The 15,173-nt window shown below is 70.9% G+C and carries 13 protein-coding genes; 6 read left to right on the top strand and 7 right to left on the bottom strand.

What is annotated here, in order from left to right; genetic code table 11:
- Positions 1 to 3: 3 nt before the first annotated feature.
- The 7 genes from ATC03_RS02575 to ATC03_RS02605 are packed head-to-tail and all read right to left on the bottom strand — an operon-like array spanning position 4 to position 6,248.
- Positions 4 to 528, bottom strand: a complete 525-nt coding sequence (locus ATC03_RS02575) for a 3-hydroxyanthranilate 3,4-dioxygenase (RefSeq protein ID WP_067872765.1) — start codon at positions 526 to 528, stop codon at positions 4 to 6.
- Positions 525 to 1,010 carry a RidA family protein gene (locus ATC03_RS02580; protein WP_067872768.1) on the bottom strand — a complete coding sequence of 162 codons (486 nt, stop codon included), beginning with the start codon at positions 1,008 to 1,010 and terminating at the stop codon, positions 525 to 527. Before ATC03_RS02580 ends, ATC03_RS02575 begins: the two co-directional genes overlap by 4 nt.
- Positions 1,003 to 1,800 carry a 2-keto-4-pentenoate hydratase gene (locus ATC03_RS02585; RefSeq protein WP_179947894.1) on the bottom strand — a complete coding sequence of 266 codons (798 nt, stop codon included), beginning with the start codon at positions 1,798 to 1,800 and terminating at the stop codon, positions 1,003 to 1,005. The genes ATC03_RS02580 and ATC03_RS02585 overlap by 8 nt, the downstream gene beginning before the upstream one ends.
- Positions 1,797 to 2,855 (bottom strand): 4-hydroxy-2-oxovalerate aldolase, encoded by a 1,059-nt coding sequence (gene dmpG / locus ATC03_RS02590; RefSeq protein ID WP_067872771.1) that lies wholly within the window; start codon positions 2,853 to 2,855, stop codon positions 1,797 to 1,799. The genes ATC03_RS02585 and dmpG overlap by 4 nt, the downstream gene beginning before the upstream one ends.
- Positions 2,852 to 3,850: an acetaldehyde dehydrogenase (acetylating) gene (locus ATC03_RS02595; RefSeq protein WP_067872773.1), complete on the bottom strand. Its 999-nt coding sequence runs from the start codon at positions 3,848 to 3,850 to the stop codon at positions 2,852 to 2,854. The genes dmpG and ATC03_RS02595 overlap by 4 nt, the downstream gene beginning before the upstream one ends.
- On the bottom strand, positions 3,847 to 4,731 hold the full coding sequence (locus ATC03_RS02600; RefSeq protein ID WP_084003225.1) for a 2-keto-4-pentenoate hydratase: 885 nt from the start codon (positions 4,729 to 4,731) through the stop codon (positions 3,847 to 3,849). Before ATC03_RS02600 ends, ATC03_RS02595 begins: the two co-directional genes overlap by 4 nt.
- Positions 4,728 to 6,248 carry a 2-hydroxymuconic semialdehyde dehydrogenase gene (locus tag ATC03_RS02605; protein ID WP_084003226.1) on the bottom strand — a complete coding sequence of 507 codons (1,521 nt, stop codon included), beginning with the start codon at positions 6,246 to 6,248 and terminating at the stop codon, positions 4,728 to 4,730. Before ATC03_RS02605 ends, ATC03_RS02600 begins: the two co-directional genes overlap by 4 nt.
- 83 nt (positions 6,249 to 6,331) lie before the next feature.
- Here ATC03_RS02605 and ATC03_RS02610 point away from each other — a divergent pair, with 83 nt between their 5' ends.
- The 6 genes from ATC03_RS02610 (at position 6,332) to ATC03_RS02635 (ending at position 15,079) form a co-directional block, all read left to right on the top strand.
- Entirely contained in the window at positions 6,332 to 7,297 is a 966-nt protein-coding gene (locus tag ATC03_RS02610; RefSeq protein WP_067872776.1) for a LysR substrate-binding domain-containing protein, read from the top strand.
- Between the two features lie 177 nt (positions 7,298 to 7,474).
- Positions 7,475 to 9,106 (top strand): LVIVD repeat-containing protein, encoded by a 1,632-nt coding sequence (locus tag ATC03_RS02615; RefSeq protein ID WP_067872779.1) that lies wholly within the window; start codon positions 7,475 to 7,477, stop codon positions 9,104 to 9,106.
- Between the two features lie 59 nt (positions 9,107 to 9,165).
- Positions 9,166 to 10,719 carry a DHA2 family efflux MFS transporter permease subunit gene (locus ATC03_RS02620; RefSeq protein ID WP_227820310.1) on the top strand — a complete coding sequence of 518 codons (1,554 nt, stop codon included), beginning with the start codon at positions 9,166 to 9,168 and terminating at the stop codon, positions 10,717 to 10,719.
- Positions 10,720 to 10,805: 86 nt separating this feature from the next.
- Positions 10,806 to 11,930 (top strand): ABC transporter ATP-binding protein, encoded by a 1,125-nt coding sequence (locus tag ATC03_RS20125; protein ID WP_067872783.1) that lies wholly within the window; start codon positions 10,806 to 10,808, stop codon positions 11,928 to 11,930.
- Positions 11,931 to 12,013: 83 nt separating this feature from the next.
- Positions 12,014 to 13,186, top strand: coding sequence for an ABC transporter substrate-binding protein (locus ATC03_RS02630; protein ID WP_152030837.1), 1,173 nt, complete (start codon positions 12,014 to 12,016; stop codon positions 13,184 to 13,186).
- A gap of 3 nt (positions 13,187 to 13,189) precedes the next feature.
- Entirely contained in the window at positions 13,190 to 15,079 is a 1,890-nt protein-coding gene (locus tag ATC03_RS02635) for an ABC transporter permease (protein ID WP_152030838.1), read from the top strand.
- Positions 15,080 to 15,173 lie beyond the last annotated feature (94 nt).

Raw genomic sequence — 15,173 nt, forward strand, 5'->3', positions numbered from 1 at the left:
GGTTCAGCCCTTGCCGGGGTGGACTTCGCCGCAGTTCGGGCAGGTGCGCCCGGCCTCGCTCTCGTAGAACTCGCGGAACACGGGCGGGAGGTCCTCGACGATGTCGCGGACCTGGAGCTCGACCTCGTGCACCTTCGTGTTGCAGTTCGGGCAGAACCACGCGAACTTCTCGAGCGTGCCCTCCTCGCGGATGCGCTCGATCACGATGCCGATCGATCCGGCCTCGGGGCGCTGCGGGGAGTGGAAGACGTTGCCGGGCAGCAGCCACATCTCGCCCTCGCGGATGTCGATGCGCTGCGGGCCGTCCTCGGTCTGGATGTTCACGTGCATGTTGCCGCGGTACTGGTAGAACCACTCCTCGTAGGGGTCGAAGTGGAAGTCGGTGCGCTGGTTCGGGCCGCCGACGACCTGCACGATGAAGTCGCCCATCGGCGTCCACGCGGCCTTGTTGTTCACCGGCGGCTTCAGCAGGTGCTCGTGCTCGCGGATCCAGGCTGGGAAGTCGATCACGGGTGGGATGGTGGTCATGATTCCTCCTTGGTGGTGCTGATGGTGGTGCTGGTGGTGGCGTTCGGGTCTCGGCGGGCGATGGCCTGGATCTCGATGAGCAGCAGAGGGTGCGGCAGCTGGTGCACGGCGACGGTCGTGCGCGCCGGGCCCGTCTCGTCGAAGTACTCGGCCCACACGGCGTTGTAGCCGGCGAAGTCGTTCATGCTCACGAGGTAGGTCGTCGCCTGCACGAGGTCGTCGAGGCTCGCACCGGCCGCAGCGAGCACGGCCCTGATGTTCTCGAGCACCGCGCGCGTCTGCACCGCGATGTCGAGGGTGGTGACGCCGAACTCGTCGACCTCGGCGCCCTCGAACGTGTTGTCGGGGCGCCGGCTGCTGGTGCCCGAGACGTAGATCAGGTCGCCCGCGATCTTCACGTGCGGGAACCGGCCGCGGGGCGTGGCCTTGCCCTCGACGGTGATGGCGCGGTTCGCGGCCGGGTTCGGGGTCGCGTCAGTCATTGCCGACACCGCCGAATCGCATCGAGACGCGGCCGAGCCCGGTGACGGATGCCTCGACGTGGGCGCCCTGCGGCAGCGGCACCGCGGCGGTGGCAGCACCGGCGAGCAGCACCATGCCGGCGCGGAGCTCGAAGCCGTGGGCTCGCGACATCCGCAGTGCCGTGGTGAGGGCTCGATCGGGGTGCCCGAGGATCGCCGCGGTCGACCCGGTGGCGTGCAGGCGCCCGTCGACCTCAAGGCGCACGCCCCGGTTGTCGAGGTCGCCGGCCGAGGCCGCATCCGTCCACGGGCCGATGACGTAGGCGGCGGCCGAGGTGTTGTCGGCGACGACGTCTTCGAGGTCGAACCGGAAGTCGAGGTAGCGGGAGTCGATGATCTCGAGCGCGGGCGCGAACGCCACGACGGCCCGGCGGAGCGCGGCATCGTCGGCATCGGCCGGCAGATCGGTGCCGATGAGGTAGGCCAGTTCGGGTTCGATGCGCGGGTGGATGAACCCGTGGGGCGCGAGCCGCCCGCCGTCCTCGATGCGCATGGCCTCGGTCAGCGAGCCGATGATGACGTCGTCGACGCCCATCTGCACGGCCTTCGCCCGGCTCGTGAAGCCCAGCTTCACTCCGGAGACCCGGTCTCCGCGGGCGATGCGGCGCGCGACGAGCCGGTGCTGCACCTCGTACGCCTCGGCCAGGGTCATGGTCGTGCTCGACTGCGCGACGGGCGAGCCGTGCTGCTGGGCGAGGTCGAGAGCCTGCGCCACGGCGGCGAGGTCGTCACGGAGCACGGTGCCGGTCATCGCGCGGACTCCAGTGCGGCGTCGCGCGCCGCGACCAGGTCGAGCGCGACGTCGACGATCATGTCCTCCTGGCCACCGACCATGCGGCGGCGCCCGAGCTCGATCAGGATCGCCCTGGCGTCGAGTCCGTGGCGTTCGGCGGCGCGCTCGGCGTGCAGCAGGAAGCTCGAGTAGACGCCGGCGTAGCCGAGCGTCAGGGTCTCGCGGTCCACGCGCACCGGGCGGCGCTGCAGCGGGCGGATGAGCTCCTCGGCCGCGTCCTGCAGCGCGAACAGGTCGCAGCCGTGCTCCCAGCCGAGCAGGTTCGCGACGGCGACGAACGCCTCGATGGGGGTGTTGCCGGCCCCGGCGCCCTGGCCGGCGAGCGAGGCGTCGACGCGGAAGGCGCCGTGCTCGACGGCCGTGATGCTGTTCGCGACGCTGAGCGACAGGTTCTCGTGCGCGTGGATGCCGATCTGCGTCGACGGGTCGAGCACCTCGCGATACGCGTCGATGCGGTCGGCGACATCCTGCATGGTCAGGCGTCCGCCCGAGTCGGTCACGTAGACGCACTGCGCGCCGTACGACTCCATGAGCTTGGCCTGTTCGGCCAGCCCGCGCGGGTCGTTGAGATGGCTCATCATGAGGAACCCCGAGACATCCATGCCGTGCTCGCGGGCCCAGCCGATGTGCTGGGCGGCGACGTCGGCCTCGGTGCAGTGGGTCGCGACCCGCACGCTCTGCACGCCGAGGTCGCGGGCGCGCTCGAGGTGGTCGATGGTGCCGATGCCCGGGAGGATCAACGTGGTCAGCTTCGCCCGGTCGAGCACCGAGGCGGCGGCCTCGATCCAGCGCTCGTCGGTGCTCGCGCCGTGCCCGTAGGCGACGCTCGAGCCGCCGAGTCCGTCGCCGTGCGCGACCTCGATCGCGTCGACGCCCGCGGCCTCGAGCGCGGCCGCGATGTCGCGGACCTCCTCGACCGAGTAGCGGTGCGCGACGGCGTGCATGCCGTCGCGCAGGGTGACGTCCTGCAGGTACACGCGAGGGGCGGTGGCGGATGTCGCGGCGGCGGTCATGCGGTGGCTCCCGTCTGGGCGGCTGCTGTCGAGGCCCCGGTCGCGGCGGCGTCGGGTGCGGCCGCATCGAGCAGCCGCGCGGCGACGAGGCGCTCGGCGGTGCGAAGCGCCGCACTGGTCATGATGTCGAGGTTGCCCGCGTACTCGGGAAGATAGTGCCCGGCGCCCGCGACCTCGAGGAGGACCGTGACCTTCGTGCCGCGGAACGCGCGGCCGAGTGCCGGCACGAACGGCTCGTCGACGGCGTCGAACTGCACCTGCTGCTTGAGGCGGTACCCGCCGACGTAGCCCTGCACCTCGGCGACCATGGCGTCGACCGACTCGCGCACGGCGTCGCGATCGAGGTCGGCGGCGCCGCGCTCGACGAGGCAGAAGACGGTGTCGCGCATGATCAGCGGCGGGTCGGCGGGGTTCAGCACGATGATCGCCTTGCCGTGGTCGGCCCCGCCGATCGCCTCGATGGCGCGCGAGGTCGTCTCGGTGAACTCGTCGATGTTCGCCCTGGTGCCCGGGCCGGCCGACTTCGAGGCGATCGAGGCGACGATCTCGGCGTAGGCGACGGGCGCGACCCGCGAGACCGCGGCGACCATCGGAACCGTGGCCTGGCCGCCGCACGTGACCATGTTCACGTTGGTCGACTCGAGATGCTCCTCGAGGTTCACGACGGGCACCACGTACGGGCCGATCGCGGCGGGCGTGAGGTCGACCATGATGCGGCCGCGGTCGCGCACGAGGGCGTCGTTGCGGGCGTGGGCGCCGGCCGAGGTCGCGTCGAAGACGAGTGCGACGTCGTCGAACTCGGGCATGCGCAGCAGCCCGTCGACGCCCTCGTGCGTGGTCGCGACGCCGAGGCGCCGCGCGCGGGCGAGCCCGTCGGAGTGCTCGTCGATGCCGACCATGGCGACGACGCGCAGCGTGCTCGAGAGCCGCTTGACCTTGATCAGCAGGTCGGTGCCGATGTTGCCGGATCCGATGATGGCGACGCCCGTGCTCATGCGGCGGCTCCTTCCGTGAGGGCGGCGGGAGCGCCGGTGAAGTCCGCGTGCACGTCGCCGAGGCCGTCGAGGCGGGCGCGGTACACGCCGGCGCTCGCGGCGACCATGGGCCCGAGGGCGCCCGAGAGGATCACCTCGCCCGCGCGCAGCGGGCGTCCGTGCTTGGCGACCGCGCGGGCGAGCCAGGCCACCGCGATGACGGGGCTGCCGAGGCAGGCCGCGCCCGAACCGCTCGAGACCACGTCGCCGTCGCGGTCGAGGCTCATGCCGACGGCGGTGAGGTCGAGCCCGTCGAGCGAGCGCGGGGTCGTGCCGAGCACGACGGCCCCGCTCGACGCGTTGTCGGCGATGGTGTCGGCGATGCGGATGTCCCAGCCGGCGATGCGCGAGTCGACGACTTCGATCGCGGGCAGCACGAACTCGGTCGCGCGGATCACGTCGGCGACGTGCGTCGTGGGGGAGTCGAGGTCGCGGCCGAGCACGAAGGCGACCTCGGCCTCGACGCGCGGCTGGAGGAAGCGCGCGAGGTCGAGCGGTTCGCGGTCGCCGAGGATCATGTCGTCGAGCAGCACGCCGTAGTCGGGCGTGTAGACGCCGAACTGCGCCTGCACGGCCGACGACGTGAGGCCGATCTTGCGACCCGCGATGCGGCGTCCGCCGGCGAGGTGCCGCTCGATGCCGAGCGACTGCACGGCGTACGCCGCCTCCTGGTCGGCGTCGCCGATGAGGTCGCGCACGGGCGCGCACGCGGTTCCGGATGCCGCGGCGAGGCGGAGGCGCTCGGCGGCCGCCTGCACGGCGGCCGCGGTCGAGGACGCGGCGGCCGCGGCATCCGCCTCGGGCTGTTCGCCCGGCCATGCAGGCGAGGTCCGGCCGCTCACAGCTGCACGCAGACGTTCGTGGGCTCGGTGTAGAAGCCGAGCGAGTGGAGGCCGCCCTCGCGGCCGATGCCCGAGAGGCCGACGCCGCCGAAGGGGCTGCGGAGGTCGCGCAGGTACCAGGTGTTCACCCACGACATGCCCACGCGCATGCGTTGCGCGACGCGGTGCCCGCGGGTCAGGTCGCGCGTCCACGTCACGGCGGCGAGGCCGTACTCGGTGTCGTTCGCGAGCGCGATCGCCTGTTCCTCGGTGTCGAACGGAATGAGCGTCGCGACGGGCCCGAAGATCTCCTCGCGCACGGTGCGGTGCGAGTTGTCGAGTCCGGTGAGCAGGGTCGGCTCGACCCAGAACCCGGTGTCGAGTCCGTCGCCGAGGTTCGGGATGCCGCCGCCGGCGAGCACGGTCGCGCCCTCCTGCCTGGCGAGCTCGAAGTACGAGAGCACCTTCTCGCGGTGCTGCCGCGAGATGAGCGGACCGGTCGTCGTCGCGGGGTTCTCGGGGCGGCCCAGGCGGAGCCGTGCGGCCTGCTCGGCGAGGCCTGCCGCGACGTCGTCGAAGACCGCCCGCTCGACGTAGATGCGCTCGGTGCAGAGGCAGACCTGGCCGGTGTTGAGGTAGGTCGACCGGGCGAGGCCGGCGATCGCCGCGTCGAGGTCGGCGTCGGCGAAGACGATCGCGGCGTTCTTGCCGCCGAGCTCGAACGACACGGGGCGCACGCGCGGCGCGACGGCCCGCATGATCGCCGAGCCGGTCGAGGACTCGCCCGTGAACGTGACGCCGTCGATGCCAGGGTGCGTGGTCAGGAACTCGCCGGCCGAATCCGCGCCGAACCCGTGCACGACGTTGACGACGCCCGCGGGCAGGCCGGCCTCGACGAGGATCTCGGCGAGCAGGGTCGCCGAGGACGGCGTCTCCTCGGAGGGCTTCACGACCACGGCGTTGCCCGAGGCGAGCGCGGGAGCGAGCTTCCATGTGAGGAGCAGTAGGGGCAGGTTCCACGGCACGATCACGGCGACCACGCCGAGCGGCTTGCGCACGGCGTAGTTCAGCGCGCGGCGTCCGTCGGGGAACTCGGTCAGGTAGGAGTCGAGGCCCGCGGCCGAGACGACGTCGGCGAACGCTCGGAAGTTCGCTGCCGCTCGTGCGACGTCGAGGTCGCGGGCGAGCGCCTCGGGCTTGCCGGTGTCGCCCACCTCGGCGGCGACGAGGTCGTCGAACCGGCGCTCGATCGCGTCGGCGATGCGTCGCAGGATCGTCGCCCGCTCGCCCACCGTCATCCGGCCCCACGGACCCTCGAGGGCGGCGCGTGCGGAGGAGACGGCACGGTCGACCTCGTGCCGCCCCGCCTCGTGCACCTCGGCGACCAGGGTGCCGTCGATCGGGTTCAGCTTGGCGAACGTGCGCACGCCGTCGACGGGCTCGCCGCCGATGAAGTTGCGCAGCTGGCGGGTCGCCTGGCCGCTCGTCTGGAGGGCTTCCGCCGGTTCAGGCAGCGACGTCGTCGTCCGGGTGGTCATGCGATCAGGCTAGGAACTCGGGTCGATGCCGACAAATGCCCACTTGTGGCAGTGCCATGCCCGTACGGCTATAGTTCCGGATCGTGAGCACCGACCGCATCCTCGATGGACGACTGAAGATCCGACACCTCGTGCTCGTCACGGCGATCGCCGACGAGGGCACGCTGGTGCGCGCCGCCGAATCGCTGCACATCACGCAGCCCGTCGTGACGCGCGGACTGCGCGAGGTCGAGGAGCTGCTCGGCGTGCCGCTCTTCGAACGCCTGCCGCGCGGCGTCGTGCCGACGCAGTACGGTCGGCCGTTCATCGAACGCGCCCGCTCGGTGCTCGCGGAGCTCCGCATCGCCGGTGAGGAGGTGCGGCTGCTGCAGTCGGGCCAGCTCGGCACGGTCACCGTCGGCACGCACCTCGCGGGCTCGAACCTGCTGCTGCCGCGCGCCATCGCGGGCCTCAAGGCCGAGCACCCGAAGCTGACCGTGGTCGTGCGCGAGGGCACGCCCGACACGCTCCAGCAGCTGCTGCTCTCCGGCGACCTCGACCTCACCGTCGGGCGGCTCTCGCCGACCGTGCCCGTGCGCCTCGAGCAGGAGCGCCTGCACCAGGAGCCGATCCGGCTCGTCGCGCGCGTCGGCCACCCCGTGCACTCGGGGTCGCGCACCTCCCTCGCCGACCTGATCGCCTACCCGTGGATCTTCCCGGTCGCGCAGACCGCGCTCCGCGCCGAGCTCGAAGCGGTGTTCTTCCACGAGGGCCTCCCGCTGCCGGCCGACCGGGTCGAGTGCACGTCGATGCTGACGCTGCGCAACCTCCTCGTCTCGACCGACGTCATCGCGGCGCTGCCGATGTTCATCGCGGTCGACGACGGCGAGCTGCGCATCCTGCCGACGCCGCTGAGCTCGATCCGTCGGTCGGTCGGGGTCACGCTGCCGAAGGACCGAGCGCCGTCGGCCGCCGCCGCGGCGCTGCTCGTGCACCTGCGCGAAGAGGGCGCGCTGCTCGCCGCGCTCGAGCGCGAGTACGCGCAGACGGAGTTCCGCCCGCTGGGCTGATCTGCGCCGGGCTGACTCCGCTGGGCTGATCTGCGCCGGGCTGAGGTCCGCGGGCCGGTATGCCTGAACGGTCATAGCTCCGAGCCGGATAGTCATTGGACAGCATCGGTCGCGCTGGCGACGCTGGGATGAACGACGACCCCGCGTCGTGACATCCGAACTGCCAATGGAGGCGACATGGCCGGCTCTCCGTACGTACCCACGGCGAAGAAGTACCACCCCGACGACTTCGAGCGCGTCGAAGGCGAACCGGTCGACCCCGATCCCGCCAGCTGGGGCATGCAGCCCGACGGCACGTTCCTGCCGCCGGCGCTCACGCCGTCGGTGCCGCGCGACGTCTTCGTCGACTGGCCCGGGCAGCTCGACTACCGCGACCCCGAGACCTACGCGCTGAACGCGACCGCCGAGGCGTTCTACCCGATCGTCGTGAACACGAGCCACACGTGGCAGTCGATCTACGACCTCGACGGCCGGCGCTACATGCTGCACTACGGCGGCGGCTACGCGTGGAAGGTCTACGACATCACCGACCCGCGCGCCCTCACCGTCGTCGACGAGGAGACCCTGCCGTGGAGCGCCCCGCAGTTCGGCGCCGTGACGATCCAGTGGAACGAGGAGCGCGGGAAGTACATCGCCATCCAGGCGAGCGAGACGCCCCGCTACTTCCTCAACGGGCGCGTCGCGAACAAGTGGACCGACGACACCGTCGAGGGCCAGCTGCTCGAGTGGGAGGGCCTGCGCGGGTTCCGCGTCTTCGAGGTGAACGGGCCGACCCCGCGCGACTGGACCCTGCTCACCGAGGTCTCGACCGACCCGAACCACGGGCCCGACGAGGTGCAGGAGGGCAACGGCGTGCTCGACCTGCCCGTGTACTACGGCGACAGGTACCTCTTCGTGGCGACCGCGCCCGACAACACGTTCACCAACCAGCCGTACAAGACCACCCTGTGGGCCGCGGGCCACGCCGCCTACGACGTGTCGGACCCGGCGAACCCCGTTCGCCTGTCGGACTGGTGGGTGCCCGGCACCCGCGCCGGCGAGGAGGCCGACTCCGAGTACCTCGCGGGCAACGACCGGTGGAACAACAAGACCTCGTGGTTCGGCTCGCGCATGGGCGTCTTCATGCCGCGCTCGGTCGAGGCGGGCGGCACCTACGCCTACGCGGCCCAGGGCGGCCAGGGCTTCTTCGTGCTCGACGTCTCGGACCCGACCAACATCCACCACGTCGGATGGTGCGAGCTGCCGTCGAGCGTCGCCGGCACCGAGGGCGACAACGTCGACACCACCCAGGTCGAGCAGACCGGCTACGTCTACGTCTCGGGCTACCCGATGAACACCGACTGCTACGAGCCCGCCAAGGAGATCTACCAGATCGACGTGAGCGACCCCACGCAGCCGAAGCTCGTGCGCACGCTGCCCCGCCCGGTGCCGCCGGCCACGGCCGCGTTCACCGACTGGGCGCAGCGCCGCGGGTCGTTCGGGCCGAAGCGCTCCGGCTACTTCACGAACACCGGAACGCCGCACGGCGGCGTCGTGCCCTACGCGTTCTACGCCGCGGGCCTGCAGATCTTCGACGTGCGCGACCCCGAGGAGCCGAAGGTGGGCGCGTACTTCGTGCCGCCGATGGGCCTCAAGGACGACGACGACATGGCGGCGCCCGTGCACGGCATCTTCGTCGAGTGGGACCGCAACCTGATCTGGGTGTTCGCCAACCACGGCATCTACGCGGTCTCGACGCCGCTGCTCGGCGAGCCCGTCGTGGGGTTGCCGTCCGCAGTGCCGCCCGCCGCGGCATCCGTCGCCGACTGACCCGGCCGAGACATCCCCTGCGAGAGCCGACCATGCATCAGACCGTGAACACCAGCGCCGTGAGCCAGGCCACTCGGCCGTGGCCCGCCCTGTGGGCGCTCGTCATCGGGTTCTTCATGATCCTCGTCGACACGACGATCGTGTCGATCGCGAACCCGGCGATCCTCGCCGACCTCGACACCGACCTCACCGCGGTGATCTGGGTGACGAGCGCCTACCTGCTCGCGTACGCGGTGCCGCTGCTCATCACGGGGCGGCTCGGCGACCGGTTCGGGCCCAAGCGCGTCTACCTGGTCGGGCTCGTGGTGTTCACGCTCGCGTCGCTCTGGTGCGGGCTGTCGGGCGACATCGAGTCGCTGATCGCCGCGCGAGCGGTGCAGGGCCTCGGTGCCGCGCTGATGACCCCGCAGACGATGGCGGTCATCGCCCGCATCTTCCCGCCGAACCAGCGGGGCGCGGCGATGGGCATGTGGGGATCGGTCGCGGGCGTCGCCACGCTGGTCGGCCCGATCCTCGGCGGCGTGCTCGTGGACACGCTCGGCTGGGAGTGGGTGTTCTTCGTCAACGTGCCCGTCGGCATCGTCGCGTTCGTCGCGGCCTGGCGGCTCGTGCCGAACCTCGAGACGCACGCGCACCGCTTCGACTGGCTCGGCGTGGTGCTCTCGGCGGTCGGCATGTTCCTCGTCGTGTTCGGCATCCAGGAGGGGGCGACCTACGACTGGGGCACGATCGTCGGCCCGATCACGGTCTGGGGCCTCATCATCTCGGGCCTCGTCGTGCTCGTGGGCTTCGTGGTCTGGCAGGCGTTCAACCGCGCCGAGCCGCTGCTGCCGCTCGGGCTGTTCCGCGACCGCAACTTCGCCCTGTCGAACGTCGCGATCTCGCTCGTCGGCCTCGCGATGACGGCCATGCCGCTGCCGCTCGCGTACTACTTCCAGGTGGCGCGCGGGCTGACCCCGTCGCAGGCCGCGCTCATGTTCGTGCCGATGGCCGTCGTCTCGGGCGTGCTGTCGCCGCTCGTCGGGCGGTTCAGCGACCGGGTCGACCCGAAGTGGGTCGCGCTCGCCGGATTGTCGACGGCGGCGCTCGCGCTCGGGCTCTACGTCGCCCTGCTCGGTCCGGATGTCCCGTACTGGGCGCTGCTGCTGCCCTCGGCGCTGCTCGGGCTCGGCATCTCGGGCGTCTTCGCCCCGCTCGCGTCGACGGCGACCCGCAACCTGCCGCCGGCCCGCGCCGGCGCCGGATCGGGCGTCTACACGATGACGCGTCAGGTCGGATCGGTGCTCGGCTCGGCGGCCGTCGCCGCCCTGATGAGCTACAGCCTGATGGTGCACCTGCCCGGTGCGTCGGGCGAGCAGGCACGACCCGGTGAGGAGGGCGAGCTGCCGCCCGACCTCGCGGCCGGGTTCTCGGCCGCCATGGCGCAGTCGCTGTGGCTCGCCGTCGCGGGGTTCGCGCTCTGCGCCCTCGTGGTGGCGTTCTTCGCGAAGCCGAAGGTCACCGTCGGGTGGGGCGAGCCGCGCGCGGCCGCCGCGCCGTCCGCTGCCGCGCCGACCACTGCCGCGGCCTCCGCGACGGCCCCCGCAGCCTCGACGCCTGGCGCTGATCGCTGATGGCCGTCGATGCGCCCGCCCGTGGCATCCGCAATCCCTCGCTGGATCCAAAATACAGAAACCGCCACCCGGAAGTTGAGCACCGAATGACGCACGAAAGCGGAGGCGGTCGGCTCGTCGTCGACGGCCTCGAGAAGCACTACGAGCTCGACGGCGCGGAGGTGCCGGTCGTCAAGGGCGTCACGTTCACCATCGAGCCGGGCACCTTCACGTCGTTGCTCGGCCCCTCGGGCTGCGGCAAGACGACCACCCTGCGCTGCGTCGCCGGACTGGAGAACAGCAACGGCGGCGAGATCTCGCTCGACGGCAACGTGCTCTCGACCGGCACCCGTCACGTCTCGCCCGACAAGCGCGACATCGGCATGGTCTTCCAGAACTACGCGATCTGGCCGCACATGACGGTGTTCGCCAACGCCGTGTTCCCGCTGCAGGTCGCCGCGGGCAAGCTGCCCAAGAAGGAGGCCAGGAAGCGCGCCATGGAGGCGCTCGAGCTCGTGCAGCTCGACGCCTACGCCCACCGGCCGGCCACCGCGCTCTCGGGCGGGCAGCAGCAGCGCCTCGCCCTCGCCCGCGCCCTCGCGCACCGACCGAAGCTGCTGCTGCTCGACGAGCCGCTCTCGAACCTCGACGCGAAGCTCCGCGACACCATGCGCAATGAGCTGCGCTCCCTGCAGCAGCGCCTCGGCATCACCGCCCTCTACGTCACGCACGACCAGTCCGAGGCGCTGTCGATGTCCGACCGCGTCGCCGTGATGAACCAGGGCCGCATCGTGCAGGAAGCCGCCCCGCGCGACCTCTACTACCAGCCGGCCGACCGCTTCGTCGCGGACTTCGTGGGTCGCGTGAACATGATCCCCGCGATCGTCCGCGGGCGCGATGGCGACGGCGACGCGCTCGTCGAGGCCTTCGGCGCCCGCCTCGTCACGCCGTGCCCCGACTCGTTCGGCACCGGCGCCGACGTGACCGTCACGTTCCGGCCCGAGAGCGTGCGCTGGCACGAGGCCGCGCCCGATCGCCCGAACCTGCTGCCGGCGCGCGTCGTGCGCGTCGAGTTCCTCGGCGAGATCGTCGAGTACGAGGCCGAGATCCTCAGTGGGCAGACCGTGGTCGGCACGATCGTCGGCCGCGGAGCGCCCCTGAACTCGCCGTCGCTGCACGACCCCGTCTTCATCGAACTGGCACCGCAGGCGTGCCGCGTGCTCGCGGCCTAGCCCCCGAACCATCACGACCGCACGACCGCACCACCCCGCAACACCCCCAAGGAAGAGCGCCACCGAGAAAGGAAACCCGGATCATGACATCACCCACAGCACGGAACGGAATGGTGGCCCTCGCGGCCGCGGGCATGCTGCTGTTGAGCTCCTGCAGCTCGACCGGATCAGCAGCCTCCGGCGCGATCGAGCCGTCGGGCGGCCCGGTCGAGCTCGCGGCCTGCGACGCGGTCGAGGTCGGCGCGGTCACGCGCTGCGAGAACTTCTACGACGACTACTGGCCCGCGATCTCGGAGCAGATGGACGCCCTGTACGAGACGGCGAAGCAGGCCGACGGCGGCCGGCTGGTCATCTGGGACTGGTACGAGCTCTCGCCCGACGTGATCGCCGAGTTCAACGAGGTCTACCCCGACCTCAAGATCGAGACGCGCGGCCTCACCTACAACCTGTCGTCGGCGATCATCTCGGCCAAGGCGACCGGGTCGCGCAACACCGACGTGATCTCGGGCTCGCTCGTCTCGGCGGCCACGATGACCGACGAGGGCTACTGGGCGGATGTCGATTGGACCGCGTTCGGCGTGCCGAAGGAGTTCTTCACGATCGGCGCCCCCGAGATGCTGCCCGACAGCGTGAACGGCTCGCTCATGCAGGTCAACACCGACAAGGTCGCCGAGGCGCCCGCCACGCTCGACGGACTGCTCGACCCGCAGTACGAGGGCAAGGTCTCGGTCGCGAGCTACAACGCCAACGTCTTCGCCGGCTACGGCATGGACAAGGGCGAAGAGGCCATGACCGGGCTGATCGGCGACCTGAAGTCGTCGGGCAACCTGCAGGTGCTGGAGGACCAGGACTCCCCGCTCTCGAGCGGCGACGTGCCGATCGCCCTCGGCCAGACGCTGTTCAACCCGAACCCGAGCCTCTCGGTCTCGCCATACGAGGACGCCGGCGTCTTCGCCCAGTTCTCTGGCGTCAACGTCGACGCGAAGAACCCGGCCGGCGGCATGCTCTGGTCGCTCTGGAACGCGTACAACCCGGACTGGCTCGAGCTGCGCATGACCGACGAGCGGTTCTCGACGACGCAGGTGCCGTTCCCCGGCCTGCCGACCTCGCTGTTCGACTCGGCCACCGGACTCATGCAGACCAACTCCTCCGCGCTGCTCACCGGCCTCGCGGGCGGGGCGATCACCGAGACCGTCGACACCCGCGACGACTGGATCGCCATGATCAACGCCGCCGACGCGGCACTGAACGGATAACACGTGTCTCAGGCAGGACGGACCACGAAGGTCGAGCGCACTCGACCGACCTCGATGAAGATCGCGACGATCATCGCCGGAGCGGTGATCTTCCTCCTCCTCGCGATCCCACTGGCCGTACAGGTGATCACGGCCTTCCGTGGTCCGTTCCTGCCGTTCGGCGTCTCGACCGCGAAGTGGTCGGTCGAGAACTTCGTCACCCTCTGGAGCCTCCGCGACGACTTCTGGGCCGTGCTCGGCTCGACCGCCGCGTTCGTGGGCGGCTCGACCGTGCTCTCGCTCCTCATGGCGTTCGGCCTCGCATGGGTGACCGTGCGCACCGACGCCCCGCTGCGACGCGTCATCTCGGTGCTCGTCGTGGTGCCGTTCATCATTCCGCCGATCGTCAAGGCGCAGGCATACCTGCTGATGCTCTCGCCCGAGTCGGGCGTGCTGAACCAGCTGCTGCGCCTGCTGCCGGGCGACCTCGTGATCGACCCCTACTCGTTCGTCACGATGACCTTCATCCAGGCGCTCACGAACGTGACGTTCCCGTACCTGATGATCGTGCCGATCCTCACGAGCATGGACGGCTCGCTCGAGGAGTCCGCGCGCGTCTCGGGCGCCTCGTGGGCCAAGACGCTCCGACGCGTCACGCTGCCCATGCTGTGGCCCGGCCTGCTCGGCGTCGCCGTGCTCACGTTCATCCTCGGCCTCGGCAGCCTCGAGGTGCCGCTGCTGTTCGGCCAGGAGTCGGGCAAGTCGATCTTCGCCCTGAAGCTCTGGAACCTCATCAGCGCGGGTGCTGGGGAGTTGCCGCAGTACGGCCTGGCCGCGGCGTGGGGCTGCGTGTTCCTCGTGATCACGACGATCGCGTTCGTGATCTACCTCAGGGCGACGAGGAATGCCGAGCGGCGCGCGTCGATCTCGGGCAAGGGGTTCCGACCCACGGTCATGAAGCTCGGCGCGTGGAAGATCCCGGTCATGCTCGCGATCGCCGTGTTCGTGATGCTCACCGCGGTGCTCCCGCTGTTCGCCCTGTTCTGGTCGGCCATCACGCCGTACCCCATCGCCTTCTCGTTCGAGGCGCTGGTCACGCAGACGCAGTTCGGATCGTTCGGCGCCGTGCTCGCCGATCCGGAGTTCTGGGCCTCGCTCGGGCGCACCCTCGTGATCGCGGGCGGCAGCGCGACGATCGCGTGCGTCGCGGCGACCGTGCTCGCCTACGGCATCGCCCGCGCCAGGCGCACGGGCTGGACCAAGGCCGTCGACCTGTTCGCGTCGTCGTCGGTCGCCATCCCGGCGGTCATCGCGGGCTTCGCGATGTTCCTCACGTTCATGGTGATCAACCCGGTGATCCCGCTGGCCGGCACGATCGTGGCGCTCATCATCGCGTACTCGTACCGGGTGTCGATCGCCTACCGCGCCGGGTACAGCGCGACGCTGCAGATCCGCATGGAGCTCGAGGAGGCGGCGCTCGTCAGCGGCGCCAGCCCGCTCGAGGGCTTCCGCCGCATCGTCGCCCCGCTGCTCATGCCCACGGTGTTCGCCGTATGGATCCAGATGTTCGTGCTCGGCACCAACGAGTTCACGCTGCCGGCCTTCCTCGCGACGCCCGAGTCGCGTCCGCTCTCGGTCTACATGTACGCGATGATCAGCCCCCGCTCGGCGCAGCTCTACCAGCCCGACCAGGGTGCGGCCATGGCCCTGATCTTCACGCTGCTCGTCTTCGCGATCGGCTACGGGCTGCAGTGGGGCGTCTCGCTCTTCGCGATCGGTCGGGCGAAGCGGCGCAACCCGATCCCCGGCGTCGGCACGGCCGAGGTGGTGCCCCCGGCCGACCCGGTGGCGCCCGACACCCGCGCGGTCGCCGCGCAGGACCTCGAGGAGCGTCGGCAGCTGGCCAGGCGCTGACGGATCCGTCGCTCGGCGCGTTTGTACGCGGCGTCGAGTAGACGGGCTCCAAGTGTACGACGGGGTGGTGCGGCATCCGGATGTCGCGACCTAG

The sequence above is a fragment of the Agromyces aureus genome, from assembly GCF_001660485.1.
Taxonomy (GTDB): domain Bacteria; phylum Actinomycetota; class Actinomycetes; order Actinomycetales; family Microbacteriaceae; genus Agromyces; species Agromyces aureus.